This window comes from Thioclava sp. F36-6 (assembly GCF_002020305.1).
GTDB lineage: Bacteria > Pseudomonadota > Alphaproteobacteria > Rhodobacterales > Rhodobacteraceae > Thioclava > Thioclava sediminum.
Genome location: NZ_MPZX01000002.1, coordinates 217,839 through 243,227 on the forward strand (window position 1 = coordinate 217,839; position 25,389 = coordinate 243,227).

The 25,389-nt window shown below is 61.4% G+C and carries 20 protein-coding genes and 2 pseudogenes; 11 read left to right on the forward strand and 11 right to left on the reverse strand.

Going from position 1 to position 25,389, the window contains the following annotated elements:
- Window positions 1-204 precede the first annotated feature (204 nt).
- The 5 genes and pseudogenes from BMI88_RS08110 (at window position 205) to BMI88_RS08130 (ending at window position 5,784) form a co-directional block, all read left to right on the forward strand.
- Window positions 205-1,006, forward strand: a pseudogene (locus tag BMI88_RS08110) (IS5 family transposase).
- A 90-nt stretch (window positions 1,007-1,096) separates the two neighbouring features.
- Window positions 1,097-1,801, forward strand: coding sequence for a hypothetical protein (locus BMI88_RS08115; RefSeq protein ID WP_078547685.1), 705 nt, complete (start codon window positions 1,097-1,099; stop codon window positions 1,799-1,801).
- Window positions 1,801-2,823: a hypothetical protein gene (locus BMI88_RS08120; protein ID WP_078547687.1), complete on the forward strand. Its 1,023-nt coding sequence runs from the start codon at window positions 1,801-1,803 to the stop codon at window positions 2,821-2,823. Before BMI88_RS08115 ends, BMI88_RS08120 begins: the two co-directional genes overlap by 1 nt.
- 90 nt (window positions 2,824-2,913) lie before the next feature.
- The gene (locus BMI88_RS19515) at window positions 2,914-3,708 is read left to right on the forward strand and encodes a DUF3800 domain-containing protein (protein ID WP_146673524.1); all 795 of its coding nucleotides are present in this window, start codon (window positions 2,914-2,916) and stop codon (window positions 3,706-3,708) included.
- 438 nt (window positions 3,709-4,146) lie between these two features.
- Entirely contained in the window at window positions 4,147-5,784 is a 1,638-nt protein-coding gene (locus BMI88_RS08130) for a DUF262 domain-containing protein (protein WP_078547689.1), read from the forward strand.
- Window positions 5,785-6,000: 216 nt separating this feature from the next.
- On the opposite strand, the gene BMI88_RS08135 is transcribed toward BMI88_RS08130, so the two are convergent.
- The gene (locus tag BMI88_RS08135) at window positions 6,001-6,564 is read right to left on the reverse strand and encodes a hypothetical protein (protein ID WP_078547691.1); all 564 of its coding nucleotides are present in this window, start codon (window positions 6,562-6,564) and stop codon (window positions 6,001-6,003) included.
- Between the two features lie 458 nt (window positions 6,565-7,022).
- Here BMI88_RS08135 and BMI88_RS19950 point away from each other — a divergent pair.
- Window positions 7,023-7,352 (forward strand): annotated as a pseudogene (locus BMI88_RS19950) (YegP family protein); the annotation flags it as partial.
- 90 nt (window positions 7,353-7,442) lie between these two features.
- Entirely contained in the window at window positions 7,443-9,020 is a 1,578-nt protein-coding gene (locus tag BMI88_RS08140) for a P-loop NTPase fold protein (RefSeq protein WP_348638895.1), read from the forward strand.
- A 390-nt stretch (window positions 9,021-9,410) separates the two neighbouring features.
- Here the strand turns inward: BMI88_RS08140 and BMI88_RS08145 are convergent, their stop codons facing one another.
- Complete coding sequence (locus BMI88_RS08145; RefSeq protein WP_078547695.1) at window positions 9,411-11,675, reverse strand: adenosylcobalamin-dependent ribonucleoside-diphosphate reductase; 2,265 nt, start codon at window positions 11,673-11,675, stop codon at window positions 9,411-9,413.
- 159 nt (window positions 11,676-11,834) lie between these two features.
- On the opposite strand from BMI88_RS08145, the gene BMI88_RS08150 reads away from it, so the two are divergent.
- Window positions 11,835-12,260: a DUF1489 domain-containing protein gene (locus BMI88_RS08150; RefSeq protein WP_078547697.1), complete on the forward strand. Its 426-nt coding sequence runs from the start codon at window positions 11,835-11,837 to the stop codon at window positions 12,258-12,260.
- On the opposite strand, the gene BMI88_RS08155 is transcribed toward BMI88_RS08150, so the two are convergent.
- The 7 genes from BMI88_RS08155 to BMI88_RS08185 all read right to left on the reverse strand — a co-directional run bounded on the left by BMI88_RS08155 (window position 12,257) and on the right by BMI88_RS08185 (window position 18,875).
- Complete coding sequence (locus tag BMI88_RS08155; protein ID WP_078547699.1) at window positions 12,257-12,577, reverse strand: hypothetical protein; 321 nt, start codon at window positions 12,575-12,577, stop codon at window positions 12,257-12,259. The two genes, BMI88_RS08150 and BMI88_RS08155, sit on opposite strands and share 4 nt — an antisense overlap.
- Before the next feature lie 129 nt (window positions 12,578-12,706).
- Window positions 12,707-14,314, reverse strand: coding sequence for a glucose-6-phosphate isomerase (gene pgi / locus BMI88_RS08160; RefSeq protein WP_078547701.1), 1,608 nt, complete (start codon window positions 14,312-14,314; stop codon window positions 12,707-12,709).
- Window positions 14,315-14,330: 16 nt separating this feature from the next.
- A complete protein-coding gene (gene pgl, locus BMI88_RS08165) occupies window positions 14,331-15,002 on the reverse strand; it encodes a 6-phosphogluconolactonase (RefSeq protein ID WP_078547703.1) in 672 nt (223 codons plus the stop codon).
- On the reverse strand, window positions 14,999-16,453 hold the full coding sequence (gene zwf, locus BMI88_RS08170; protein WP_078547705.1) for a glucose-6-phosphate dehydrogenase: 1,455 nt from the start codon (window positions 16,451-16,453) through the stop codon (window positions 14,999-15,001). Before zwf ends, pgl begins: the two co-directional genes overlap by 4 nt.
- A 106-nt stretch (window positions 16,454-16,559) precedes the next feature.
- Window positions 16,560-17,060, reverse strand: coding sequence for a DUF2478 domain-containing protein (locus tag BMI88_RS08175; protein WP_078547707.1), 501 nt, complete (start codon window positions 17,058-17,060; stop codon window positions 16,560-16,562).
- Window positions 17,061-17,124: 64 nt separating this feature from the next.
- Window positions 17,125-17,667, reverse strand: coding sequence for a PIN domain-containing protein (locus BMI88_RS08180; RefSeq protein ID WP_078547709.1), 543 nt, complete (start codon window positions 17,665-17,667; stop codon window positions 17,125-17,127).
- Window positions 17,667-18,875, reverse strand: coding sequence for a class I SAM-dependent rRNA methyltransferase (locus BMI88_RS08185; protein WP_078547712.1), 1,209 nt, complete (start codon window positions 18,873-18,875; stop codon window positions 17,667-17,669). The genes BMI88_RS08180 and BMI88_RS08185 overlap by 1 nt, the downstream gene beginning before the upstream one ends.
- Window positions 18,876-19,115: 240 nt before the next feature.
- On the opposite strand from BMI88_RS08185, the gene edd reads away from it, so the two are divergent.
- Both edd and eda read left to right on the forward strand, forming a co-directional pair.
- The gene (gene edd / locus BMI88_RS08190) at window positions 19,116-20,921 is read left to right on the forward strand and encodes a phosphogluconate dehydratase (protein ID WP_078547714.1); all 1,806 of its coding nucleotides are present in this window, start codon (window positions 19,116-19,118) and stop codon (window positions 20,919-20,921) included.
- Window positions 20,922-21,054: 133 nt separating this feature from the next.
- On the forward strand, window positions 21,055-21,696 hold the full coding sequence (gene eda, locus BMI88_RS08195) for a bifunctional 4-hydroxy-2-oxoglutarate aldolase/2-dehydro-3-deoxy-phosphogluconate aldolase (RefSeq protein ID WP_075775624.1): 642 nt from the start codon (window positions 21,055-21,057) through the stop codon (window positions 21,694-21,696).
- Window positions 21,697-21,704: 8 nt separating this feature from the next.
- Here the strand turns inward: eda and BMI88_RS08200 are convergent, their stop codons facing one another.
- Window positions 21,705-21,971 (reverse strand): hypothetical protein, encoded by a 267-nt coding sequence (locus BMI88_RS08200; RefSeq protein ID WP_078549710.1) that lies wholly within the window; start codon window positions 21,969-21,971, stop codon window positions 21,705-21,707.
- 15 nt (window positions 21,972-21,986) lie between these two features.
- Complete coding sequence (locus BMI88_RS08205; RefSeq protein WP_078547716.1) at window positions 21,987-24,761, reverse strand: glutamine-synthetase adenylyltransferase; 2,775 nt, start codon at window positions 24,759-24,761, stop codon at window positions 21,987-21,989.
- Window positions 24,762-24,883: 122 nt separating this feature from the next.
- On the opposite strand from BMI88_RS08205, the gene BMI88_RS08210 reads away from it, so the two are divergent.
- Window positions 24,884-25,351, forward strand: coding sequence for a YbaK/EbsC family protein (locus BMI88_RS08210; protein WP_078547718.1), 468 nt, complete (start codon window positions 24,884-24,886; stop codon window positions 25,349-25,351).
- Window positions 25,352-25,389 lie beyond the last annotated feature (38 nt).

Genomic DNA, 25,389 nt, shown 5'->3' on the forward strand with positions numbered 1-25,389 from the left:
TCTCTTTGCCATCTTGATACTCCCATCCCAGCAATCCCATAAGGTTGAGACGGTCTCAAGGCACTAAAAAGAAAAATATGTGCCCAGCACCGGTCTCTAGGCTCAGGACCCATTAATCGACTTATGCCGCCGCTAGCGGCGTGACGCACGCTCCCCAACCATGGGGAGTCACGATGAACAATTTTTCGGCTGAGCGAGGAGCAGATGGCGCTGCTCCGGCCGCTCGTCAGGAAAACAGTCCACTGGACTGTTTTCCGATCTTCTTCACTTCCGAAGAGTCACCGTCGACCTCGTGTCGATGACCGGCGAGTTCTGAGCGGCATAATCTCCACCAATCGCAATGGGTTGCGTTGGCGCGATGCGCCGAAGGAGTTTGTCCGCCCAAGCCCCTCTAATACCATTGGAAGCGATGGAGTGAGAGGGGCATGTCTGTCAGAATTTTCGAAGGGTTTGCGATCGAAGCTGAGGAACCGACGACCATCATGATCGACGCGACCTACCTGAAAGCCCACCGCACGGCCTTGAGCCTGCGGTCGAAAAAGCCGGATGTAGGCGCCTTATTGGTCTGACCAAGGGAGGGATCGACACAAAGCTCTACGCGGCGATTGACACAAGTGGTCGCTCGATCAGGTCCTTCATTTCTCTTGGACGAGTCAGTAGCGACACCGGCGCCGCTGCCCTTCTAGGCAGCCTGCCGACGGCGGAGTGGTTGCTGGCGGGACCTGGCTAAGATGCAGATTGGTTCCGCGACGCCCTGCACAAGAAGGGGATCAAGACCTGCCTTCCCGGCCGCAAAGCGCTCAAGATTCTCGCCAAATACGACAAGCGCCACTACAAACGCCGCAACCGGATCGAGATCATGTTCGGCGGGCTCAAGGACGGGATTCGATCGCTCTCTCGAACAAGTTGCGATTAAAATCTCAACGTAGCTTCCCGCTACGACAGATACTCGAAGGTTTTCCTCTCCGCCGTCGCGCTCGCTGCTACCTTCCCGTTCTGGTTATGAGTCCTAGGCTTAAGTCGATGAAAATATTGCTGGCGCAACAGCGCATCTTTGGCAAAGTATCTTCGAAGTCATTTACACGATCGTCGAGCGATGCGCTTTCGTTCGCCACCGGAGTTTGAGCCCATCGCCTTTGACCTGAACGAACTTGAAGCACGCATCCAATTATTGGAGTGGCGCGATGCCGAACTGATAGCGATCACCAATCAGCTCGAAGATGCGTTTCCATCTCTCGTCTCCTCGATCGAAAGCCAGATAGCCAAGATGTCTGCAATTCCAGTAACCCGGGCCCAACTTCGCGCTAAAACACTTGCCAAAGAGCTTATTGAACCTTGGGCAGAAGAACAGTGTCGGGAAGCGCTCGCTCGCGCTGAGGAGAGCATATCGACGCTGGTTGGCGAGCTAGATTTGAAATCTGATCTCGGCGATCACCTTCAGGCGGCGCTCCCAGCCATACTCGGCGTTGGAACTTTGACCGCCTCGGTCGCCAGCCTGCCTGCTGTGGTGTCTTTCGCAACCGTCACTACGTCAACATTGGTATTCTTTTCGACGTCGGCCGTCAGCGTGCCGCTTCTCCTGGCAGGTGGCGTCGCTCTCACAGGCCTATCTCTCGCCGGCATGAAGGGCATTGATTATGCTCTCGACAAATCCCGAGCCCGGCTCGCGCGGCGTATCATCAATCTAGCAAATACCGCCGTGTTCGGGGTTGGCCTGCCAGCCGATTCTCCATCCCTTATCACGAAACTTCAGGCTTTCGTTTTGAAAGCTGGCGCCAACAAACTCGAGGAGACCACCTGATGCCATTGCTCTATGACGTTCCTGCGCACCTCGTAAGCTTGGTCAATTCTCAACAAGCTTCGGTCGTCGGGGCCATCATCAAGGACACGGCAACCGGACAAGTCCTCGGCCACGTCCAGCAGACTTCCGCATTGCAGCAGCTCATGCAAAGCGCGATTGGCTCAGCCGGTTCTGGTGGCTTCTCACCGCTAAGTGTGGTGTCGGTTGTCCAGAACGAACAGTTGAAACGAGGGATTGCAGATCTGCAGAACAGCATGGTGCTCATGCAGAACCTCCAATACGGCACGCTGGCACTCTCCGGACTTGGCCTAGGCGTCTCCATAGCCGGGTTTGCTGCCACCATTGCGAAGCTGAACGCGATTGAGAAGCGCATGGACGCCCTGTCCGAAGAGGTTGCTCTCGTTACAACTGAGCGTCGCGAGGACGACCTGAAGGCGACCTTTGCTGACGTAGGCGCGGACCTTCAAAATGTTGACACGCTGATTGATCGGCGAGATCCCAAGCGCGTTGCAGAACAACTCCAGCTCTCCCTCGCCCGCTCAGCGAGACGGATCGAAGTCCACTTCATGCGCGACGCCGACATCGGAAAACTAGAGTCCATGCCGATGGCGCAACTTGATCGCATGTGGACGCTCGCCGCCGCAATCCGGCTTTGCCAAGAGGCAGCTATCCAGGCACTCTTTGCGGCCGACGAACTCGAAGTTGCGCAGAAGCTCGGGCGCTCAGAGCTAGAGCGACAGATGGTGCTATTGGAGCAGCTCAACCCGGACGCTTATAGCCGTCTGATTGGCCGGAGCGCTGGCGAGAATGAGGATGCGGGAGCACTTCGCCACGAAGCTCTGTCACAAGCACGCCTTCTTTCAGATGGGGTCAAAGGCGGAGTTCTCGGCCTCGGCAGCCAGATTAGCATCGCGGAGACCCTTCATCAGGAAGGAATCAGTGGGATTGAGTATTTGCGGACGGCAAGCGAAGCCAACGCAGCGCCACTGCTATGTTTGACCACAACCGTGCCAGTGGCTTGAACGATCGTGGAGGAAAAGTCCCGTGGCAGGTCACGACTAGCGCAGCTAGTCTCTAAAGAAATAGATTGACAAGAAGGTGGCGCAGGAACAATGCACTTAGCAATTGACGACACATACGGGCCAACTACGACGAAACCTTCAAGATACATTACTGGAGGCCGCCGCACTTACGTCGCTGTTGAGTTTGCTGACAACGAGGTCGACTATATCCGCACGAATGTTGTCAACTGCCTGTCTGATATTCCAGGTTTGCTTGGTATAGAGCCTGCTGAGTTTCACTTTGTCGACATCTACAACCGCAACAAAGAGTGGAGAAATGCACCGCCCGAGCGAAATCTCGAAATATTTGAATTCTTTGCAGAAATTTACCGAATGCACCGATGGCGTGTGCATGTCCAAACTGTTGATGATCGAACCTTGGCAGATCATCGAATGCAATTCGACTTGACCGTGGACGGCATTGACCTGAGCGAAAGGGATGGGCAGGCTCTGTTTTTTCTCTTGACGAAAGTTAAGCACAAGTTGCCTGGACCAAGGGAACCGCTGACTCTGCTTATTGACGCTGGGCGGGAGAAGCCCGGCAAGCCAATCGCAAAAGCACTGTTCCGCGAATGGGGAGATCACTACGACGGGCAATATGCGGAGTCGCATCTGGAGCCTCTGATACAGATCGCCGACTTCATTGCCTTCAGTATTAATCGTGTCACCCACCTTTCGCTCAAACCGAAGCGCACCGAAATCGACCTTTGGTTTCTGAACCTGATAGGTAGCATGGGTATAGTCTCGGACGACCTGAAATTGGCATCACTGTCACCGGATTTTACGACTGCAGATATTGACGAATTCCATTCGGCTGACAGGAAAACAAAAGGTCTTGAGTGGTAACCCCTCTATACCCCGGCTGACTATGCGCGAGCGCTGACCACTGCAATCGCCCGCACCGCTATGCGAGATGATAACTCCGCGTGTCGGGCAATTGCTCAACCTGCGCCGATTGACGTAAATATTGATCTGATTTCCGGAAACTGGACCGTTTGAAGCTTGAGTTTTCCGCTACGCTTCCTTGGCTGGAAGAGGAGTGGAATCTCATGAAGGCGAGCAAATTTTCGGACGCGCGCGGGCACGCCCGCCCAACAGGCAGGCCGTTTCCATCGCGTCGTCCTGATTGGCAGCAGCACAAGAAGCTCTCGCGATTCTTGGGCGGAAGACGGCCTGAGCTTTACAAGCCGCCGTAGTTGTCCCACAGCATTGATCGTGTTCTCTTTTTAGTATTCAGCGGAGCGAGCTTCGCGCCTCTTCGTTTCAAAGTCAGGAGCTATTCTTATGTCCGTCTCCACGCTGCTCGATGGTATCGAAAGAGGGCGCATCGTGTTGCCCGCTATCCAAAGGGACTTTGTGTGGAATGCAGATAGGATCGAGAAGCTGTTCGATTCCCTGTTTCGCGGCTATCCTATTGGAGTCGTCCTGCTTTGGGATACTACGGAGGCGATCCAGTATCGGACTTTCGTAGCCAACCATCGTCGCGGCGCGGAGGCGGCCTATAAGGTCAACGACGGGGAAACGGTTCAGCTGGTCCTCGATGGGCAACAGCGGCTAACCTCCCTCTATATTGCGATGCGCGGCTCCCTGAACGGCCGCAAGTTGCACTTCGACGTCCTCAGCGGTCGCAGTTCAGACGACGCGAGTGAGGAGAAGTTCTCGTTTAAGTTCATGACCTCGGAAGAAGCGAAGGCGCGGAACGCCGAAGCCGTGGAGGATAAAGGCGAGGATGCGGTGCCTTCGCACTACATCGCGCTCGCGGACTTCTCCGGTCAGTCCGCTCCTGGAAGCAAGCTCAGCCGCAAACTTAAGAAGGACTTCGATCTGAGCGAGGATGACGAGGACCGCGTCATCGACAATCTGCGGCGTCCCGTGAGCATCATGACCGAGACGGGTGGGCTGCTTCAGGAACAGATTATCGACGCGGGCCTTCCCCAATACTCCGCAGACCGGAAGACTGTGTTCGACATCCTCGAAATCTTCATGCGAATAAACACGCAGGGCATCAATCTGACGCGGTCGGACCTGATCCTGTCTATGCTCCGCCTCCACTGGCCAGACGCGACCGACGCGCTGCCGAAGTTCATCGCGGACGTAAACGCCAAGAGCAGCATTCAGATCGACTCAGACTTTGTGATCCGCTGCATTTTCTCCGTGGCGGGGCTCGGGACCCGGCTCGACATCGGGCTGCTTCGCAAAGCCAAGAACGTTGAGAAGGTGAAAAGCGCCTACGAGAGGACGACGGCCGCGATCTGTTCGGCGGTCGATTTCGCCCAGGACGAGTGCCGGATCGGATCCGTCAAGCTGCTCAACGGCCTTAACACGCTGGTGCCCGTCGTCCACTTCCTCGCGGCAAAGAAGAAGCCCGTCGTCTCGCCGACCGAGAGGGCGGACCTGCGCAGGGCCATCTACCTGATCGCATTCTCCGGCGTTTTGACCAAGCACTCAGACAGCCGTCCGGGAGGACTGGTCCGCGAGGCCCTCGGAGGCAAGGCCATGGGCTTTCCCTATGACCGCGTTGCGCGATATGTGAAGGCCAAGACCCGTATCGAGAGTGCGGATAACCAACTCTTCGGAAACCACGTCCCCCTAGCCTTGGCCTTAGTGCAGAACAGAACGGATGGCAAAACCCTCTACGCGCGCAACGTTGTCGAGACGGATCACATCTTCCCTCGCGCGAAGCACGGGGATGACCCCTTGATCGATGACATCGGGAACCTTTGGTTCCTTCCCCAACACGTCAACCGTAGTAAAACGGACACCAAGCCGGCGACCTATCTGGCGGACGTAGACGACGCGGTGCTCGAGGCGGCGCTCATCGACCGTGAAAAATTGACGAAGCGCTTCGCTACTTTCGTAAAGGGGCGACGCAAGGCGATGATTGCAGCATTACAGGAGAGAACCGGAATCTCGTCCCTTTAGACGTTGTCCAGCTGAAACGGACCTTCGCGTCTTTGGCAGCGAAAGACGCTTCTTTCCGCAGTGCGGACCCCGGGCTGGAAGGCAATGCAGCACGTTGGCACAAAGGGCCAGTTTGGGGAAGCTGCGATGCAGGTATGGCCAGCCTAGTGAACGTCCACTGAGGCCGGACGCGCCATCTTCCAGTTTTGGCCTGCTGATGCCCCAAGCTTAGCTTTCTTAGAGGCGCTCAAACCAAGGGTAGCGAGCTCCGGGCACTACGAGCTCTATGTCATCTTCAATGTCCGCGTAGAGATCGATAGTCCACTTTCGTTTGTGCCCCAATGCTGCACACCAAGCCGCCACGATGGCGTCCCCCTCATGGTCTTCTCCCAGGTTGGCAACTGCGTCTTGATAGACCTCACGGATTGCATCCTCATCGGATACACGGAGTAAAAGCTTAGGGTGGCTCTCATAGACCGGCAATCCAAGCCGCTTGGCGACAATCGCGCCATTCAGGGTCATGGAGCTGTATAAGCTGTTCTGAGCAATAATCGAGTTGCTGCCATACTTGCGTCGTAGAGCATTATCGCAGGCACGTCCGCTCTTGGGTGACCAGGCCAAGAGCGTGTCGATGCCGAGTGCATCCGCTGTTCTTGCATAGGACCCAAGCCAAGACAAAGCCTCGGCAGCATCGCGAACAGTCGCTTTGTCCACAACGTCTGGCACGTCAGACCCCACCTGAATGGCAGCGACACCGTTTTTTCCTTTTCCACCTGGGTCGTAACCAAGAAACAGCGCCATACTCAATGCTTTCTTGTTGCTGGAGATAAAGCATTCTCCTTACGGCCGATATTGGCTTCGGCTGAGTGATTGCTCAAGGCTTGAACGCGCGGCGCCCTAATGCTGCGCTACAGCTCATGACCTATCCAGGGAAGGCAGCTAAGTGTAGTTTGGAGCTAAACGTCTAAACGCCCTTGGCCCGGGTGACCTGCCATGAGTCTTTCATCCAGCCACGACCGAAGCCCGGTTGATGTTTACGCCGATCGGCGTGGGTCACGAAGAGATGCTATGAGCCGAGAGCACCGCCACAGTCGAAAGAGCGGAAAGCGGGATTTGTAAACGCAAGAGGGCAGCGACTAGGATTAAAGCCGCTAAATGAGCAAGCGAAGGTGTTGCGTTCACGACAGTCTTTGATGGTGATTTTATACTCATCGGAACTCTCCTTGGTTTAATTCAGAAAATTATGGGAATCTGTATCTATGGCCGGAAAATTCGAACTCTATAAAGATAAGGCCGGCGAGTTCCGCGCCCGCCTTAGATCTGCCAATGGAGAAATCATTCTTGCCAGCGAAGGCTACAAAATGCGCGCCAGCGCCGAGCAAGGGATCGCTTCGGTCAGGAAGAGCGCCGCCAACGACGCACGCTATGAGCGCAAGACGACTGCGTCGGGCAAGTTCATGTTCAATCTCAAGGCCAGCAATGGCCAGGTGATCGGCACCTCTGAAAGCTTTAGTAGCGCCTTGGCTCGCGACAACGCCATCGAGAAACTCAAAAAAATCGCGCCGAGTGCCAATTTAGAAGATCGAACCTCAACCGCGTCCGATGTATCGAACCATTCTCACGATCTTGATGAGGCCGCACCTTCTGAACCATCCCAATCCGACCTAGGGCAGGGTGGAATGGAGGTCGCTCGCAAGAATGGGTTCGGTCTTCATTTTAAGCGAGATTCCCGAGACATTGCTCTGAATGCAAAAGGCTTCGCGTTAGCTCTGGCTCGGCTTTTCAAGAATGCGGATGGGGAGTTCTCCTTTGCATTGTTCGGTCGTTGGGGAAGCGGGAAGACTTCAATTGCTAACCTCGTCAGCGGCTACCTTGAGGATCCTTTAAGTTACAAAAATGATTTTCGGATCGCTTTCAATACTGACCCAATGGAAGGATGCGATCATTTAAAATACAAGACTGTACATTTCAACGCATGGAGATACAGGCAAAAGCCTGAGCTTTGGGTATATTTGTATGAGAGCTTTTTGGTTGAGTATCTTGATTGCAACTTCTTCGAACGGATAGCAAAAACTGTTCGTGTCAACTTGCACAAAATAGGCGTTTTTCAAGCCCTTTTTTCACTTTTTGTATTGGCGTTAGCAGCATTTCCACTAATGTGGATTTCTCTGATCTTTCCTTATGCACAGGCGGTATTCGGTGTCGCGGGAAGCATAGGGTTGGTGCTGTTAGCCTATCGTTGGAAAGCCTCTCTTCGCCACCTCTACGATCAATATGGGGTTATCAAATCGCATCGAGAGCATTTAGGAATGCAAGCCGTCATTGGCCTTGATCTTCAAATCCTCCTAACCTCTTGGTCCAAAACAGGTCATTTCAAGACTTGGGAGAAGAATGCGCTAGGATTTGGTGCGCTGCTCGTTTCCCTCGCATGGCTCTCCACCTTTTGGACATTTGCTTCATTCAGCATTGCTTCCTTAACAGGATGGTTGATCTGGAGTCTTGTGAGTGCAGCTTTTTGGATTTCTGGCGTCTTCAAGATTGGAGGGGTGGACCGGATTCTCCTTGTGATCGATGATTTAGATCGGTGCCCAGAAGAAGAAATTGTCGATTTGATAGATGGCATCAAATTAATGATTGACGACGAAGAAATCGGAAAGGTCGTTCAAGTGCTCGTCCTAGCAGACGATACTGTTCTAGATGCGGCTGTTCGAAAGCGCTTCGAAGCCTTGTCGTCCGATGAAAGCGATGTTCGATGGATAGAAGCGATCAATGAACATATGGAGAAAGTTTTCTTGTGCCATGTCCACCTCCCAAAGTTAACTCAGGCTAATGTTGTTGATTTGGTTGATGTTTACGCTCGTGAGTTTGGCTTGGAACCTTTGAATGCTGACCAAGGGGATATCTCCGAGGCATGGGCTGCAGGGGATAAGTCAAATTACGATGTTCAGCACGATGAAAATTCGGCCGCTCTGCAAACCGGGTTTGTCATCACTCAAGAAGAGCAAGAGGCAATTAGGGAAGCACTACAGAAGGCATTCGAGAATGCAAAATCTCCAGTGACGCCACGCTTTGTCAGGTCATTTTTATATAAGTATCAACTTGTTCGAATGCTTCTTCAGCTAAATAATATTGGGTTCGAGACCTACGAGTTGGCCCATTCACTAGTCGAAGCTGTCCTGTGGGCACGTTCTTCGGTAAAGCCGTGGAAGCCAGAGATTGTGTCTCAAACAACACATTACATTCGCATGGTCGCCTAGTCTTAGGCCTTTCTTTCCAGCTCTTGCACTCACAGATCGTCTTGTGGGCTTTGAGGGTCGACGCAAACCTGATGCTCACTGCATCTCGGCTCAAGTTCCGTTGCGGACTGGGACCGGACTTTCTCCTCGCTTGGCGTCAAAGTCGGCTTTGGGCCAAGAGCAGAAACACCACTTACCCCGCAAGAGAACCGGTGGCTCCGGGGCTACTCAAGCCCACGGGTAACGCGACGATCTTAATCGTGCCGTCGACCCATTTACTGAAGAACTAAGTGCGCTCGCTGCCAATAGGCGCGCCTGCCAAGTTCAATTCTAGCTTGACAGCCCGTGCGCAGACTTATGCTTTCGCCTGCGCACTCATTTGCTTTTTCTGGCTGCTTCAACTCACCCGGCTCAGCCGCATTTGGAGTGGCCGCAATCGGCGCAGGTCATGCAGCCTTCGACCATCCGCAGGGCGTAGGAGCCGCAGGACGGGCAGGCTTTGCCGCGGGGGGCTTCGCCGATGGCCATGCGGTCGGCCTCGGGGTCGGATTTCAGGCCCAGCCCTTCGCCTTCGAGGAAGCCGATCGAGATCATGTGCCGCTCGATCACGCCGCCGATCGCCGCGAGGATGGAGGGGATGTATTTACCCTGCATCCAGGCCCCGCCGCGCGGATCGAACACGGCTTTGAGCTCCTCGACCACGAAGGAGACATCGCCACCGCGCCGGAACACCGCAGAGATCATCCGGGTCAGCGCCACGGTCCAGGCGAAATGCTCCATGTTCTTCGAGTTGATGAAGACCTCGAAGGGACGGCGGTGTCCGCCCTGGACGATGTCGTTGATCGTGATGTAGATCGCGTGTTCCGAACCCGGCCACTTGATCTTGTAGGTCGAGCCTTCGAGCGCCGCGGGACGGTCCAGCGGCTCGGTCAGGTAGACCACATCGGCGCCTTCATCGACTTCCGGCGCGTCTTCGGATTTCTCCGACACGCTGAGAACCGAGCCGGTCACGTCGTTCGGACGGTAAGTAGTGCAGCCTTTGCAGCCGGTGTCCCAGGCTTCCATGTAGACCGATTTGAACGCCTCGAAGGGGATGTCCTCGGGGCAGTTGATGGTCTTGGAGATCGAGCTGTCGATCCATTTCTGCGCTGCCGCCTGCATCCGGACGTGATCCATCGGGGCAAGCGTCTGGGCATTGACGAAATAGTCGGGCAGCGGTTTGTCCCCGAACTTGTCGCGCCACATCTGCACCGCGTAATCGACCACTTCTTCCTCGGTGCGCGAGCCGTCGGGCTGCAGCACCTTGCGCTTGTAGGCATAGGCGAAGACCGGCTCGATACCGCTGGAGACGTTGCCCGCGTAAAGCGAAATGGTGCCCGTGGGCGCGATCGAGGTCAGCAGCGCATTGCGGATACCGTGTTCGCGGATCGCTTCGCGCACGTCGTCATCCATCTGCATCATGTTGCCCGAGGCGAGGTATTTCTCGGCATCGAAGAGCGGGAACGGACCCTTCTCCTTGGCCAGATCGACCGAGGCGAGATAGCTCGCCCGTGCGATCTGCTTCATCCAGGCTTCGGTCTGCGCGGCGGCCTCTTCCGAGCCATAGCGCAGGCCCAGCATCAGGAGCGCATCGGCGAGACCGGTCACGCCCAGCCCGATGCGGCGCTTGTTCTGCGCCTCTTCGCGCTGCTGCTCCAGCGGGAAGCGCGAGGCGTCGACCACGTTATCCATCATGCGAATGGCAAGGCGCACCATCTCGTCGAGCTGCGCGGGGTCCAGACCCGCATCCGCCTCGAACGGATTCGTCACGAGCCGCGCGAGGTTGATCGAGCCCAGCAGGCACGCGCCATAAGGCGGCAGGGGCTGCTCGCCGCAGGGGTTGGTCGCGGCGATCTGCTCGACATAGTTGAGGTTGTTCATCTTGTTGATGCGGTCGATGAAGATCACGCCCGGCTCGGCATAGTCATAGGTCGCGCGCATGATCTTGTTCCACAGATCGCGGGCGTTCAGCGTGTGATAGACCTTGTCGCCGTATTTCAGATCCCACGGACCATCGGCCTTCACGGCCTCCATGAACGCGTCGGTCACCAGCACGGACAGGTTGAACATCCGCAGCCGGGCCGAATCCTGCTTGGCGGTGATGAAGCTCTCGATATCGGGGTGATCGCAGCGCATCGTCGCCATCATCGCGCCGCGCCGCGAGCCCGCCGACATGATCGTGCGGCACATCGCATCCCAGACGTCCATGAAGCTCAGCGGGCCGGACGCGTCGGCGGCGACGCCCTTCACCTCGGCGCCACGCGGGCGGATGGTCGAGAAATCGTAACCGATTCCCCCGCCCTGCTGCATCGTCAGCGCGGCTTCCTTCAGCATGTCGAAGATGCCGCCCATGTTGTCGGGGATCGTGCCCATGACGAAGCAGTTGAACAGCGTCACCGCGCGGCCGGTGCCGGCGCCTGCGGCGATCCGGCCTGCGGGGAGATATTTGAAATCTTCCAGCGCGCCGTAGAATTTCTCTTCCCATTTCGCGGGCTTATCCTCGACCTCGGCCAAGGCGCGCGCGATCCGGCGCCAGCTATCCTCAACGGTCGCGTCGATCGGGGTCCCGTCCTGTTCCTTCAGACGGTATTTCATGTCCCAGATCTGTTCGGCAATCGGGGCGGCAAAACGGCTCATGAGGTCCTCGCTGGCAGCAGTTCGAGTGAGGTAAAAATCGAAAGCCCCCTCCGCATATCGTGCGTCGGGGGCGGGCTGACACTATACCTAAGGCCTCTTCGCATGACCAGACGCAAATCGGACATTGCCGTCGCGGGAGCGAAAACCTAATTAAGGGGCATGGGTGACAAAGTGGTGAATCTGATCAAACTGTGCGTCGGCGCCGAGAAGGTCGAAGACCTGATCGCGTGGCAGGCCAGCCGTTACGGCAAGGGCCCGGCCATGCATGTCACGCGCATGTGGCCGAAGCGCGCGGACGAGATCCTGAATGGCGGGTCGCTATACTGGGTCTTCAAGGGCGCGGTGCTGGCACGTCAACGCATTCTGGAACTGTCAGAAGTGATGGGCGCGGACGGGATCGCGCGCTGTGCGATCGTGCTCGACCGCGAGGTTGTCCGCACCGAGGCCCTGTCGCGTCGCCCGTTTCAGGGCTGGCGCTATCTGAGCCCCGACGACGCGCCCCGCGATCTGCCGAAAGGTCGCGACCGCGAAGAAGCGCTGCCCCGCGAGCTCGCCGTGGCACTGTCCGAGATCGGCCTGCGTTAAGAGGCGAGCCAGCTTTCCGCCACTCCTTGCGCGGTGAAGATGCGAAATGCGCCGCCCTCGCCCTGCATGCTCGCCTCGGAGCGCATATCCTCCGGCACGACCAGCGCACAGCGCCCGGCCTGACCGTCTTCGCAGCTTTGACGCAGCCCGCCGATCAGTTCCGCCATGTAGCCATCGAAGCGCGGCGCGACGACGACCATCATCCGATCCGCAGACCCGACGAGGCGCATCGCCTCGGTCACATCATGTTTAAGAACAGTGCCGGAGGCGATCAGACCGACCACACCTTCGGGGCTTCTCTCCATCGACTCGATCATCGTGGAATTCCTTTGTTCGAACACCAGACGGCGAGGCGCTACGCCCCGCCTATAAGCTGAACGGAAGGATGATCGGCGCGGTTCCGTCCACAGGCGGCACCGTTACCACACCGTTACCACGTGGCAGGCTCAGCTGCGCAGCGATTGCACCCGCGCGACAAGCTGCCGGGTGGAGCCGTCCTTGCCCTCGCCCGCATCCTCGCCCTTCAGCACCGGAGCCAGCGCAAGCGCCAGTTCCTTGCCCAGCTCCACGCCCCATTGGTCGAAGCTGTTGATGCCGAGGATCACGCCCTCGACGAACACGCGGTGCTCATAAAGCGCGACGATCCCGCCGAAGACCTCGGGGGTCAGTTTCGGATAAAGCAGCGTGGTCGACGGTCGCGAACCCGGGAAGACGCGGTGGCGCGCCTGACGGTCCAGCTCGTCTCCCTCGAAGCCTTTCTTGCGCATGATCTCGGTCGCCTCGGCCAGCGAGCGCCCGCGCATCAGCGCCTCGGATTGCGCCAGACAGTTGGCCACGAGCAGCAGATGCTGATGCGCCAGATCGGGCTCGTGCCCCTCGGCGGCGACCATGAATTCGCACGGAATGACCCGCGTGCCCTGGTGGATCAGCTGATAGAACGCGTGCTGGCCATTGGTGCCCGGCTCGCCCCAGACGACGGGGCCGGAATTGTAGGGCAGATCCTTGCCATCCATGCTGACGCGCTTGCCGTTGCTCTCCATCTCCAGCTGCTGGAGATAGGCCGGAAGCCGCGCAAGCCGTTGATCGTAGGGCAGAACCGCTCGGGTCGCGTAGTCGCAGAACTGGTTGTGCCAGATACCGACCAGCGCCAGCAGCACCGGCAGGTTGTCCTTGAATTCGGCCTTGCGGAAATGCGCGTCCATCGTGGCGGCGCCCTTGAGGAAACCCGCGAAACCCTCCGGCCCGATCGCGATCATCAGCGACAGCCCGATCGGCCCCCACATCGAATAGCGCCCGCCGACCCAATCGGCGAAGCCGAAGACGCGAGCCTGATCGATCCCGAAGGCGGCGGTCTTCTCAGCCGAGGTCGAGAGCGCCGCGAATTGCTGCGCCGGATCCGCGACCTTCGCGGCCATCCAGCGCTTCGCGGTCTCCGCATTGGTCATCGTCTCGATCGTGGTGAAGGTCTTGGAGGCGACGATCACCAGCGTCGTTTCCGGGTTCAGACCGGCCAGCGTGTCATGGATATGCGCCCCGTCCACGTTGGAGACGAAATGGCAGCGCGGCCCGTCGTGATAGGGCGCAAGCGCCAGCGTCGCCATCGCCGGGCCCAGATCCGAGCCGCCGATGCCGATATTCACCACATCGGTAATCGCACCGCCCTGCCCCGTGAACTTGCCCTCACGGACATCGCGCGCGAACGCTTCCATCCGGGCAAAGGTCGCGCGGACCTCGGGCATGACGTTCTCGCCATCGACGAACACGTCCGTGTCGAGATTGCGCAGCGCGGTATGCAGCACCGCGCGACCCTCGGTGTCGTTGATCTTCTCACCGGTGAACATCGCCTCGGCACGCGCCGCGACATCCTTCTCCTCGGCCAGCTTCACCAGCAGATCGAGCGTCTCCGCATCGATATTGGTCTTGGAGAAATCGAACAGAAACGGCCCGGTTTCGCGGCTGAATCCGCCTGCGCGATTGTCCTTTTCGAACAATTCTCCGATTCCGCGGGATTGTACGGATTGCGCCTTGTCGAGGAGGTCTTGCCAGATGGTCATCGCTTGCTCTGCCCAGTTATTCAGCCCAGTGAACGGTCGCGTCCTTGAGAACGGCGCGCACCGGCGCCTGTTCCACGGGGAGCTTCTCGGCCGCTTCGATCGCCGCGCGCTTCTCCGCGCCGGTGATCAGGATATGCGTATACATCGCGTCGCGCAGCACGGGTGCGGACAGTGTGATACGCGGCTCGCCCGCAGCTTCGGCCCGCATCGGCAGCAAGATCGGCGCATCGTTCGACAGCGCCTCTTTCAGCCGGTCGGCACCCGGGAACAGGCTCGCCGTGTGCATATCCGCACCCATGCCCAGAAGCAGGACGGAGATCGGCAGATGCGGCGCGATGCCCTCGGCCAGTTCTTCCATCTTGTCCTCGGGGCGCTCCGCCTCGGCATAAAGGGGCACCAATGTCGCCGCCGCCGCGCGGCCCTTCAGGAGCCGCGCACGGATCAGGCGCGTGTTCGACCGCTCCGAGGTCTCGGGCACCCAACGCTCGTCATTGAGGAGCACCGCGACCTTGGACCAGTCCAGATCAATGTCGGAAAGAATGTCGAAGATCGGACCGGGTGTGGAGCCGCCGGGCACCGACAAGGTCGCGCGGCCCTCGTTGTTGATCGACGCGCGCAACTGGCTCGCGATGCGGTCCGCAAGCCCCATCATCAGGATCTCGCGATCGGGATAACTCTCAAAATTCATTCACGAATCTCCCGCCAGCGGCGTCCGTCGCGATGCATCAGCATCAGCGCGTCATCCGGCCCCGACGCGCCGCTGTCATAGGTTTGAGGTTTGTCGCCACGCGCCTCCCAACCCTCGATGATCGGGTCGGTCCAGGCCCAGGCCGCCTCGACCTCGTCGCCGCGCATGAACAGCGTCTGGTTGCCCCGGATCACGTCCATGATCAGGCGTTCATAGGCGTCGGTGATGTCGGCCTCGTCGCCCAGAGCTTCCGCGAAGGACATGTCGAGCGGCACCTGCACGAGGCGCATCCCGCCCGGCCCCGGCTCCTTGATCATCATCTTCAGGTTCATGCCCTCATTGGGCTGCAGCCGGATCACCAGCACGTTCTCGCGCCACTCGCCTTCGGCTTCGTCGAAGATCTGGTGCGGCGGCTCTTTGAAGGTGATCGCGATCTCGGAGGTGCGGGCACGCAGCCGCTTGCCGGTGCGCAGATAGAAGGGCGTATTCACCCAGCGCCAGTTCGCGACATGGCATTTCATCGCGATATAGCTCTCGGTCGTCGACTCCGGATCCTCGGCATCTTCGAGATAGCCGGGCGCATCCTTGCTGGCCGCGTACTGACCGCGCACGATATCGGCAGGCTGGACGGGCTGGAGTGCGCGGATCACCTTGAGCTTTTCGTCGCGCACCGCATCGGGATCGAAGTGGTAGGGCGGCTCCATCGCGATCAGGCACAGAAGCTGCATCATGTGGTTCTGCACCATGTCGCGCATCGCGCCCGACTTGTCATAATACGACCCACGACCGCCCACACCGACCGTTTCAGCCACGGTAATTTGCACATGATCAACAAATTGGCTGTTCCAGAGCGGCTCGAACAGGATGTTGGCGAAGCGCACCGCCATCAGGTTCTGCACGGTCTCTTTGCCGAGGTAATGGTCGATCCGGTAGATCTGCGTTTCGTCGAAATACTCCGCCAGCGCCGCGTTGAGCGCCTTGGCCGAGGCGAGGTCGCGCCCGAACGGTTTCTCGACCACGATCCGCGCCTCCGGCCCCGCGATGCCGCGCGTGTGAAGGCGCTCGGCCAGATCGCCGAACAGCGCCGGTGCCACCGAGAAGTAGAACGCATTGACGGTGTCGTCGCGCACTTTCGACTTCAGATCGTCCCAGCCGCCATCGCCTTTCGCGTCGATCGCGACATAGTCGAGCATCGGCAGGAAGCCGTCCAGCGCGCCTTCGTCGTCGCATTTACTGCCGCCGAATTCGGCGATCGCGGCGCGGGTCTGGTCGCGGAACTCCTCGGGGGTCATCTCCGAGCGCGCGGCCCCGATAATGGTGGATCCTTCGGGAATTTGACCGGCGCAATAGCGACGAAACAGGCCGGGGAGAATTTTGCGATTGGCGAGGTCGCCAGTGGCGCCGAAAATCACCAAGTCGAAACGATCGACGGGAATGACGCGCGAAACCATGGGCTGCTCCGTGTTTGGGGTCCGTTAGCGCTAACGACCCCCTTTTACTCACCTTACCTGAACAAGTCTAGCATGGGAGCGACATGAGACAACGCGAGGGCGCGGATTAAGCGCTCTCACGCGAAAGAAACGCCTCAAGCGCCTGAATTTCCGGCACGATTTCTTCGGCCATACCATCTGCGAAAGTCGCAAAATCGGCGCGCGTTTCGGGCGGAACGGACAGAAGGACCGGAAAATCGGAGGCCATCGCCTGCGCGATCAGGTCGCGACACCCGCGCCCTGCGGCCTCCTGTTTGCCGAATTTGTTGAGGATCACGATGGCGCCCGGCTGCGCCTTCTCAAGCGCATGACCAACCTGCGCGACGACCTCTTCGAGCGCGCGCGCATCGAGCGAACAGGCCCCCGCGCCCTGCCCCAGATCCTGCGAGATCGTGCGGGTTTCGCCCTCGGGCAAAAGGCGCAGATGCATCTCGCATTCGAAGCGCTGCGGCACCTCGGCGCGCACCATGCCGATCACGTCGCGCCCTTGCGACAGCAGCCTTTCGGCGAGCTGGGCAAGGAGCTTGTCGGCCGCGCCGCGCTCTTGGCATGTGATGAACCCGATCATTGCGCCTGTTTGGCGAGGCTTTCGCGGGCGGTCAAGGGGCGACACCCGGACACGCAGCGCGAGATTACGTCGCCAGCGCCTTGCCGAAGCGCGGCAGACGCGCGCGTTTCATCAGCGCCCGGATCGGCTGCGGCTCGCCCGACAGGCGCTCGGCTTCGGAACGGACGGCCTCGGTGATGGCGCGCATCTGCTCGGGATGCTCGGACAGAAGCTGCCAGAGGAAGCCGTCCGGATCGCGCCGCTCCAGCCCCTCGCCCGCCAAGGTCCCGCGCGGAAAATCCTGCGCGTTGAATGTGAGGATCGCATCGGCACTGCCCGCAATCGCCACCGCCAGCACATGAAGGTCATTCTCGTCGGGCAGCACCAGCCGCGCCTCGATCCCCGGCTGGGCGGAAATCTCGGCTTTCGGGAACCCCGCCCGCAGCAGCGCGATCTCGCCGCGCGCGATGGCCTCGTCGGCAGGCGCGCGGCGGGCCGCCGCACGCGCCCATTCCTCGAGGATGCGCGCCGACCAGAGCGGACGGTAGAGCCCCGCCTTCGCCGCCCCGATCAAGATCTCGCGCAGCACCGTCGGGTAGAGCACGCAGGCATCGAGCACGACCCGCATCAGTCGAGCCGGAAGAACAGGGATTTCAGATAGCCCGATTCCGCTAGCTGCGGCAGCATCGGGTGATCGGGCCCGGCATAGCCGGTATGGATGAGCTGCGCCGACCGCCCCGCCTTGCCGATTCCGCGGGTGCAGGCTGCGCGGAATTGCGACAGATCGGCAGCATGCGAGCAAGAGCACAGCACCAGATAGCCGCCCGGCTCGACCAGCGGCGCGGCCATGCGCGCGATCCGCTCATAGGCGCGCAGCCCCGCCTGCAGCGCGGGCTTGGCGGGCGCGAAGGCGGGCGGATCGCAGACCACCAGATCAAAGCGCTCCCCTTCCCGGCCCAAAGCGTCGAGCGTGTCGAACGCATCGCCCTGGCGCGTGGCAAACCGGTCCGCCATACCCATCGCGGCCGCGCCCTTGGTCGCAAGTTCCAACGCCGGGGCCGAGGCATCGACCGATAGCGCCGAAGTCGCACCACCTGCCAGCGCGGCCAGCGCAAAGCCACCCACATGGGAGAACACATCGAGGACCCGAGCATCCTTTGCCAGCCGCGCGGCGAAAGCATGGTTCGGGCGCTGATCATAGAACAGCCCCGTCTTCTGCCCGCCCAGCAGATCGGCGAGGTAGATCGCGCCATTCATCGGCACCTCGACCGGCGCCTCGATCCCGCCGCGCAGGGTGAGCATTTCCTCGTCCAGCCCTTCCAGGGTACGGGCGCGCCCTGCTGCGTTCTTGATAATCGTGGTGACGCCCGTGACCTCGGCCAGCGCGGCCTCGAGATCGGAGATCATGACCTCCGACCATGCCGCATTCGGCTGGATAACCGCCGCGTCGCCGAAGCGGTCGATGATGACGCCGGGCAGCCCGTCCGCCTCGGCATGCACGAGCCGGTAGAACGGCGCATCGAACAACCGCGCACGCATCTCCAGCGCGCGGGTCAGCTTCGCGGCGATCCAGTCGCGGTCGATCACTGCCTCGGCGTCGCGGCTCATCACCCGACCGATGATCTTCGAGTTCGGATTGACCGTCACCGTCGCGAGCGGACGGCGCTCGCCATCCTCCAGCGTCGCGATCGTGCCGGGCGCCAGCGCCTTGGTGCGCCGGTCGGTCACCAGCTCATCGGCATAGACCCAAGGAAAGCCGTGGCGGATCGCGCGGGCCTCGGCCTTCGGGCGCAGCCGAACGGTCGGGCGGGTGGCGGTGTCTTCGGACTGGCTCATCGGATGCTCCTTGCGCGCACTGTCTCAAGCGCCGCCTTCCTAGCGCCAAGCGACGGGGCGCGAAAGCCCTCGCGCTTGCCGCATCCCCGCTCTGCCCCAGATAATCGACAAAGGGAACGGGTTGCGGCGTTAGCGCTAACATGATAGCGAAGAGGCGACCGCGATCCGCGCCCGCTGCGCGAGCGGCCCGCTAGGGCTGCATGTTCCGCATCAGATGCATAGCAAGGAAAGGCCCCGCCGATGACCCTCGATGCCACAATCGCCCGTGTGACCGACCGAATCCGCGCCCGCTCCGAAGGCCCGCGCGGCGACTATCTTGCCCGGATGCAGGCGGCTGCCGATGCAGGCCCCGCCCGCGCGCATCTCAGCTGCGGCAATCAGGCCCACGCCTATGCCGCGATGGGCGAGGACAAGGACACGTTAGCAGGCGATCGCGCCCCCAACGTGGGCATCGTGACGGCCTATAACGACATGCTCTCGGCGCACCAACCTTTCGAGACCTTCCCGCAGACGATCAAGGCCGCGCTGCGCGAAGTCGGCGCCACCGCACAGGTCGCGGGCGGCGTTCCTGCGATGTGCGACGGGGTCACGCAGGGCCAGCCGGGGATGGACCTGTCGCTCTTCTCGCGTGACGTGATCGCGATGGCGGCGGCGGTTTCTCTGAGCCACAACACCTTCGACGCGGCCCTCTACATGGGCGTCTGCGACAAGATCGTGCCCGGCCTGATCATGGCGGCGGCGACCTTCGGGCATATCCCGGCGATCTTCATTCCCGCGGGGCCGATGACCACCGGGCTGCCCAACGACGAGAAAGCCAAGGTCCGCCAGCAATTCGCCGCGGGCGAAGTTGGCCGCGATGCGCTCATGGCAGCCGAGATGGCCTCCTATCACGGCCCGGGCACCTGCACCTTCTACGGCACCGCAAATACCAACCAGATGCTGATGGAGTTTATGGGTCTGCACCTTCCGGGCGCGTCCTTCGTGAACCCGAACACGCCGCTGCGCGAGGCGCTGACGGTCGCAGGCGCGAAACGCGCCGCCGAGATCACCGCGCTTGGCAACGACTACCGCCCGGCCTCGGAAGTGCTCGACGAGAAAGCCTTCGTGAACGGCATGGTCGGTCTGATGGCGACGGGTGGGTCGACCAACCACGTCCTGCACCTGCCCGCAATGGCGCGCGCCGCCGGTATCGTGCTCGATCTCGAAGATTTCGACGAGATTTCCTCGGCCGTGCCGCTGATGGCGAAGGTCTATCCGAACGGTCTTGCCGACGTGAACCACTTCCACGCGGCGGGCGGGCTGCAATTCATGATCCGTCACCTACTGGAAGCAGGCCTGCTGCATGAGGACGCCAAGACCGTCGCGGGCGACGGGCTCACCCGCTACACGCAGGAGCCGAAGATCACCGAGGGCGGTCTGATCTGGGAAGAGTCCGATCCGGAGAGCCAGAACGAGAAAATCCTGCGCAAGCCCGCCGATCCGTTCCAGAAAACGGGCGGCCTGAAACAGCTCGAGGGCAATCTCGGGCGCGGCGTGATCAAGGTCTCCGCCGTCAAGCCCGAGCGCCATGTGATCGAAGCGCCGGTCCGCGTCTTCAAGGAACAGCACGAGGTGAAGGACGCCTTCAAGAACGGTGAGTTCATCTCCGACACGATCGTCGTCGTGCGCTTCCAGGGGCCGAAAGCGAACGGGATGCCGGAGCTGCACTCGCTGACCCCGACCCTCGCCGTTCTGCAGGATCGCGGGCTGAAAGTGGCGCTGGTCACCGATGGCCGGATGTCGGGCGCCTCGGGCAAGGTCCCGGCGGCGATCCATGTCTCGCCGGAGGCCGCCGATGGCGGACCGCTTGCGAAGCTGCAGGACGGCGATATGGTGCGGCTCGACGCGACGACGGGCGAGCTGACCTGCCTGACCGAAGGTTTCGAGAGCCGCACGCCGGTCGTGCCCGACCTCAGCGGCAACCAGTTCGGCCTCGGCCGCGAGCTGTTCGGCGCCTTCCGCACCCATGTCGGCCCGTCCACCAAAGGCGCCTCCGTGGTGCTGTGAGTTTTCTTGCCTCCGGCGGGGATATTTGTACCAAGGCGAAGACAGGGTTCTGCTTTCGGCTTGGCGATAAATATCCCCCGCGGAGCGTCCTGCCCTCTCCGCCCGCGCGGGCGGCCCAGACTGGAGTGATCCGATGACCCCTAGCGAACAATCCGCATCCGCCCGCAAGATCTGCGAACTGGCCCCGATCGTGCCGGTGATCGTGGTGAAGGATGTGGCCCATGCCGCCCCTCTGGCCAAGGCGCTCGTCGCGGGCGGCCTGCCTGCGCTGGAAGTGACGCTGCGCACGCCCTGCGCGCTCGACGCGATCCGCGCGATGGCCGATGTCGAAGGCGGCGTGGTCGGCGCGGGCACGCTGCTGACCCCGGCCGACGTGAAAGCCGCGAAAGCCGCGGGCGCGAAATTCGGCGTCTCGCCCGGCGCGACCGAGACGCTGGTAAAAGCCTGCGAAGATGAAGGCCTGCCGCTTCTGCCCGGGGCTGCCACCGCGTCGGAAGTGATGAAGCTCCTGGAGATGGGTTACGACGTGCTGAAGTTCTTCCCGGCGGAGGCCTCGGGCGGCGCGCCCGCGCTGAAGGCGATCGGCGCGCCGATCCCGCAGGTCAGCTTCTGCCCGACGGGCGGCGTGAGCATGAAAAACGCCAATGATTACCTGAGCCTGCCGAACGTTCTTTGCGCGGGCGGCTCCTGGGTCGCACCAGATGCGATGGTGCAATCGGGCGACTGGGCCGGGATCGAGGCGCTTGCGCGCGAGGCGGCGGCGCTGCCGCGCTAATCTCCCTGCTAGGGACGACGCGCCCGCCAGCCGCCGCGCCGCATCGGCGGGCCGCTTTCGCGGGTCAGACCTTCTTCGAGCACCCGGGTCATCGGGTGCTCGGGCGGCGCTTGATAGGCCGCAAGCACGGTGCGCATCGCTTCGTTCGCGTCCATCCCCGGCCCGAGGCTCAGCGCCCAATCTATGAAGATCGAGCGGCACTCTTCCGTGCTGATCCCGTCGATCTTGAAGCTCTCGCGGATCAATCCTTTCGGGTCCGCCTCGCTCAATTCCATCAGTTTGCGCGCCATTCAGCCCTCCAGAGCCCTGTCCACGATGGCGGCCGTCTCGGTCGTGACCTCGTTCAGACGCGCCGCCAGAGCATCGAGATCATCCAGCCCCGTCTCGCGCAACAGGAAAGCGCGGCCGCCCTCTCCGATCGCCGCCATATCCAGACGTTTTTCGCTCAGCAAGCGCCCGCCTGCCTGTAGCCGCCAGAGGAAGCGATAGGCGGTGGCGAGCTGCTCGCCCTCCTCGCGCGTCACGAAGCCGCCACGCGGCCCCGCGCGCAGCTGTGCCTCGACCTTGCGCGCCGGGACGCCCGCACGAAGCGCGAAACTTTGCGCAAGAAGCTCGATATCCTGCAGCCGTCCGGGGCCGACCTTCGCCTCCCAATCGCCATCGGGGGCCTTGGCCGCGAAGATCCGGGCGCGCATCTGCGCCAGCTCGTGGAGCACCGCGTCTCCGCCGCCTTTCGCCTCCAGAACCTTCAGGCGGATCGCCTCGACCCGGTCGGCCAGATCGGCGCATCCCGCGACGGGCCGCGCCCGGGTCAGCGCCAGATGTTCCCAGGTCCAGGCCTCTTCCATCTGATAGCTCTCGAAGCTTTGCGCGGAGGTCGCGACGGGGCCTTGCCGCCCCGACGGCCGCAGCCGCATATCGACCTCGTAGAGCATCCCCTCCGGCATCGGCGCGCTGAGCGCGGTGATCAGGGCCTGCGTGAGCTTCGCGTAATAAGCCCTTGAGGCAATGGGCTTCTTCCCTTCGGAAAACTCTTGCCCGTCCGCGTCGTAGATCACGATCAGATCGAGATCGGATTGCGCGTTCAGGCGTTGCGCGCCAAGACTGCCCATCCCCAGAACCACCGCGCCCTTGCCGGGGCACGGCCCGTAGCGACGCGCGAATTCGCCCTGCACAATCGGCCAGAGCGCGCCCAGAACCGCGCCCGCCACATCGGCATATTGGCCCGCGGCCTCGGACGCATCGACGAGGCCGCGCAGGTGGTGCACGCCCACGCGGAATTTCCATTCCTTCGCCCAGCGTCGCGCCGCGATCAAGGCGGCCTCGTAGTCGCCCGCCCGCTCCAGCAGCCGCGCAAGATCGGCCTCCAGCGCGGACTTGCCCGGCCATGGCGCGAAGAACGAGCCGCCCAGAACCGCGTCCAACACCCCGGCATTGCGCGACAGGTAGCTCGCCAGCCCCGGCGCCGTGGCGCAGATATCGACGATCAGATCGACGAGCTGGGGATTGGCCTCGAAGAGAGAGAACAACTGCACCCCGGCGGGCAACCCCTTGAGGAAGCCGTCGAACTGGGTCAGCGCCTCCTCCATATTCGCCGCCCGGCGCATCCGGTCGAGCAGTTCCGGCTCCAGCCGCTTGAAGATCGCGCGCGCCCGTTCGGATCGCAGCGCCGGATAGCCCGTCCAGCCCTCGACGATCTCGCGCGCGGCTTCGCTCAGCTCGGGACGCTCGGCGGCGGCATCGGGGGCGAAGAACTCATTCGTCAGCCCTTCCACCCGCTCCAGCCGGTCGCGCAGCCGGTCACGCCAGCGCGCCACATCCCCCTCGCCCATCATCGCCGCGATCCGCGCGAGCCCCTCTTCGTTGCCGGGCAGGATCTGGGTCTGGGCGTCATTCACCATCTGCAAACGGTGCTCGATCTCGCGATGCTCGCGGTAATGATCGATCAACTCCTCTGCCACGTCCTCGGGCACCCAAGTCTTCGCCGCGAGCGCGCGCAGCCCGCCCACGGTGGTCCGGTCGCGCAGGCTCTCGTCGCGCCCGCCTGCGATCAGTTGCCGGGTCTGGGTGAAGAACTCGATCTCGCGGATGCCGCCTTGGCCGAGCTTGATATTGTGGCCCGCCACCTCGATCGGGCCGTGCAGCCCCTTATGCTCGCGGATGCGCAGGCGCATGTCGTGGGCGTCCTGAATGGCCGCGAAATCAAGGTGCTTGCGCCAGACGAAGGGCCGCAGCCGTTCGAGGAATTGCTCTCCCGCGGCGATGTCGCCCGCGCAGGGACGCGCCTTGATATAGGCCGCGCGCTCCCATGTCCGGCCCTCGGCCTCGTAATAGAGCTCCGCCGCACCCATCGAGATACAGACCGGCGTGACGGCGGCATCGGGGCGCAGACGCAGATCGGTGCGAAAGACATAGCCCTCGGCGGTGCGGTCGTTGAGCATCGCCGCCATCTTGCGCGTCGCCCGGATCAGCGCGCTGCGCGCCTCCATCGCATCGTCGGGATCATAGCGGCTTTCATCGAAAAGGCAGATCAGGTCGATATCGGAGGAGTAGTTCAGCTCCCCCGCCCCCATCTTGCCCATCGCGAGCGCGACCATCCCGGCGGCACTCTCTATATCCTCATTGGTCGCACCGGGGATTTTGCCGCGGCGGATTTCCTCGGCCACCAGCCGCTTCATCGCCAGATCGACCGCAATATCGGCAAGCCGGGTCAAGGCGCCGGTCACTTCTTCGAGACACCAGACACCGCCCAGATCGGCAAGCCCGGCCAGCAACGCGACGCGACGCTTCGCCCGACGCAGCTCTGACGGCAGATCGGCGAGGCTGACGGGCGTGATCCGCGCGAATTCCTCGGCCAGCGCGGCTTCGGGATTGCCCGAAATCGCGGGGCGCAGCCACTCGGCCTCTTTCTCCATCAGGCCTTTAAGATAAGGACTGCACCCTGCCGTCCCCCCGAGCAATTCGCGCAACTCCGGCGCGAGATCGGAGAACAGCTCTTCGGCTTCGGCGGCGCGGTCGCGCTCGAAAGGCAGGGGCGAACGGGTGAGACGCGAGGCAAACGGCATGGCGCCATGCTTACGCCGCCACGCGAGCCGGTCAATGGGGATTGCTGTCGCGCGACATCTGGCCATAACTACACCCGCCCCGGCGCACCCGCGCCCGACCTCAGATCCTCCGGAGCCTCGCCATGAGCAAATCCCTCAAACGCGTCCGTGCCGCCCTCGAAGCCGCAGATGCGAAATTCGAGATCACCGAGCCGGGAGAGGCCCGCACCGCCGAGATGGCCGCACAGGCGGTAGGCTGCGAGGTCGACCAGATCGCCAAATCCATCATCTTTCGCGGCGAAGACAGCGGCCATGTCGTGCTGTTCATCACCGCAGGCGGCAACCGGGTGAGCGCGGAGAAGGCAAACGCGGTCGCGGGCCAGCCCTTGGGCAAGGCCGATGCGGCGCTGATCCGGGCGGAGACGGGCTTCGCGATCGGCGGCGTCGCGCCCCTTGGCCATGTCGGCCCGGTGACGGCTTTCCTCGACCCCCGGCTGTTCGATTTCGACACCGTTTGGGCTGCAGCAGGCACACCACGGCATGTTTTCGCCATCTCTCCGGCCGATCTGGAGCGGATCAGCGGCGCGAAACAAGCCGATTTCACCGAATAAAATCAAGCGAATCCGGTGATTTGCGAGAAAAATGTAAA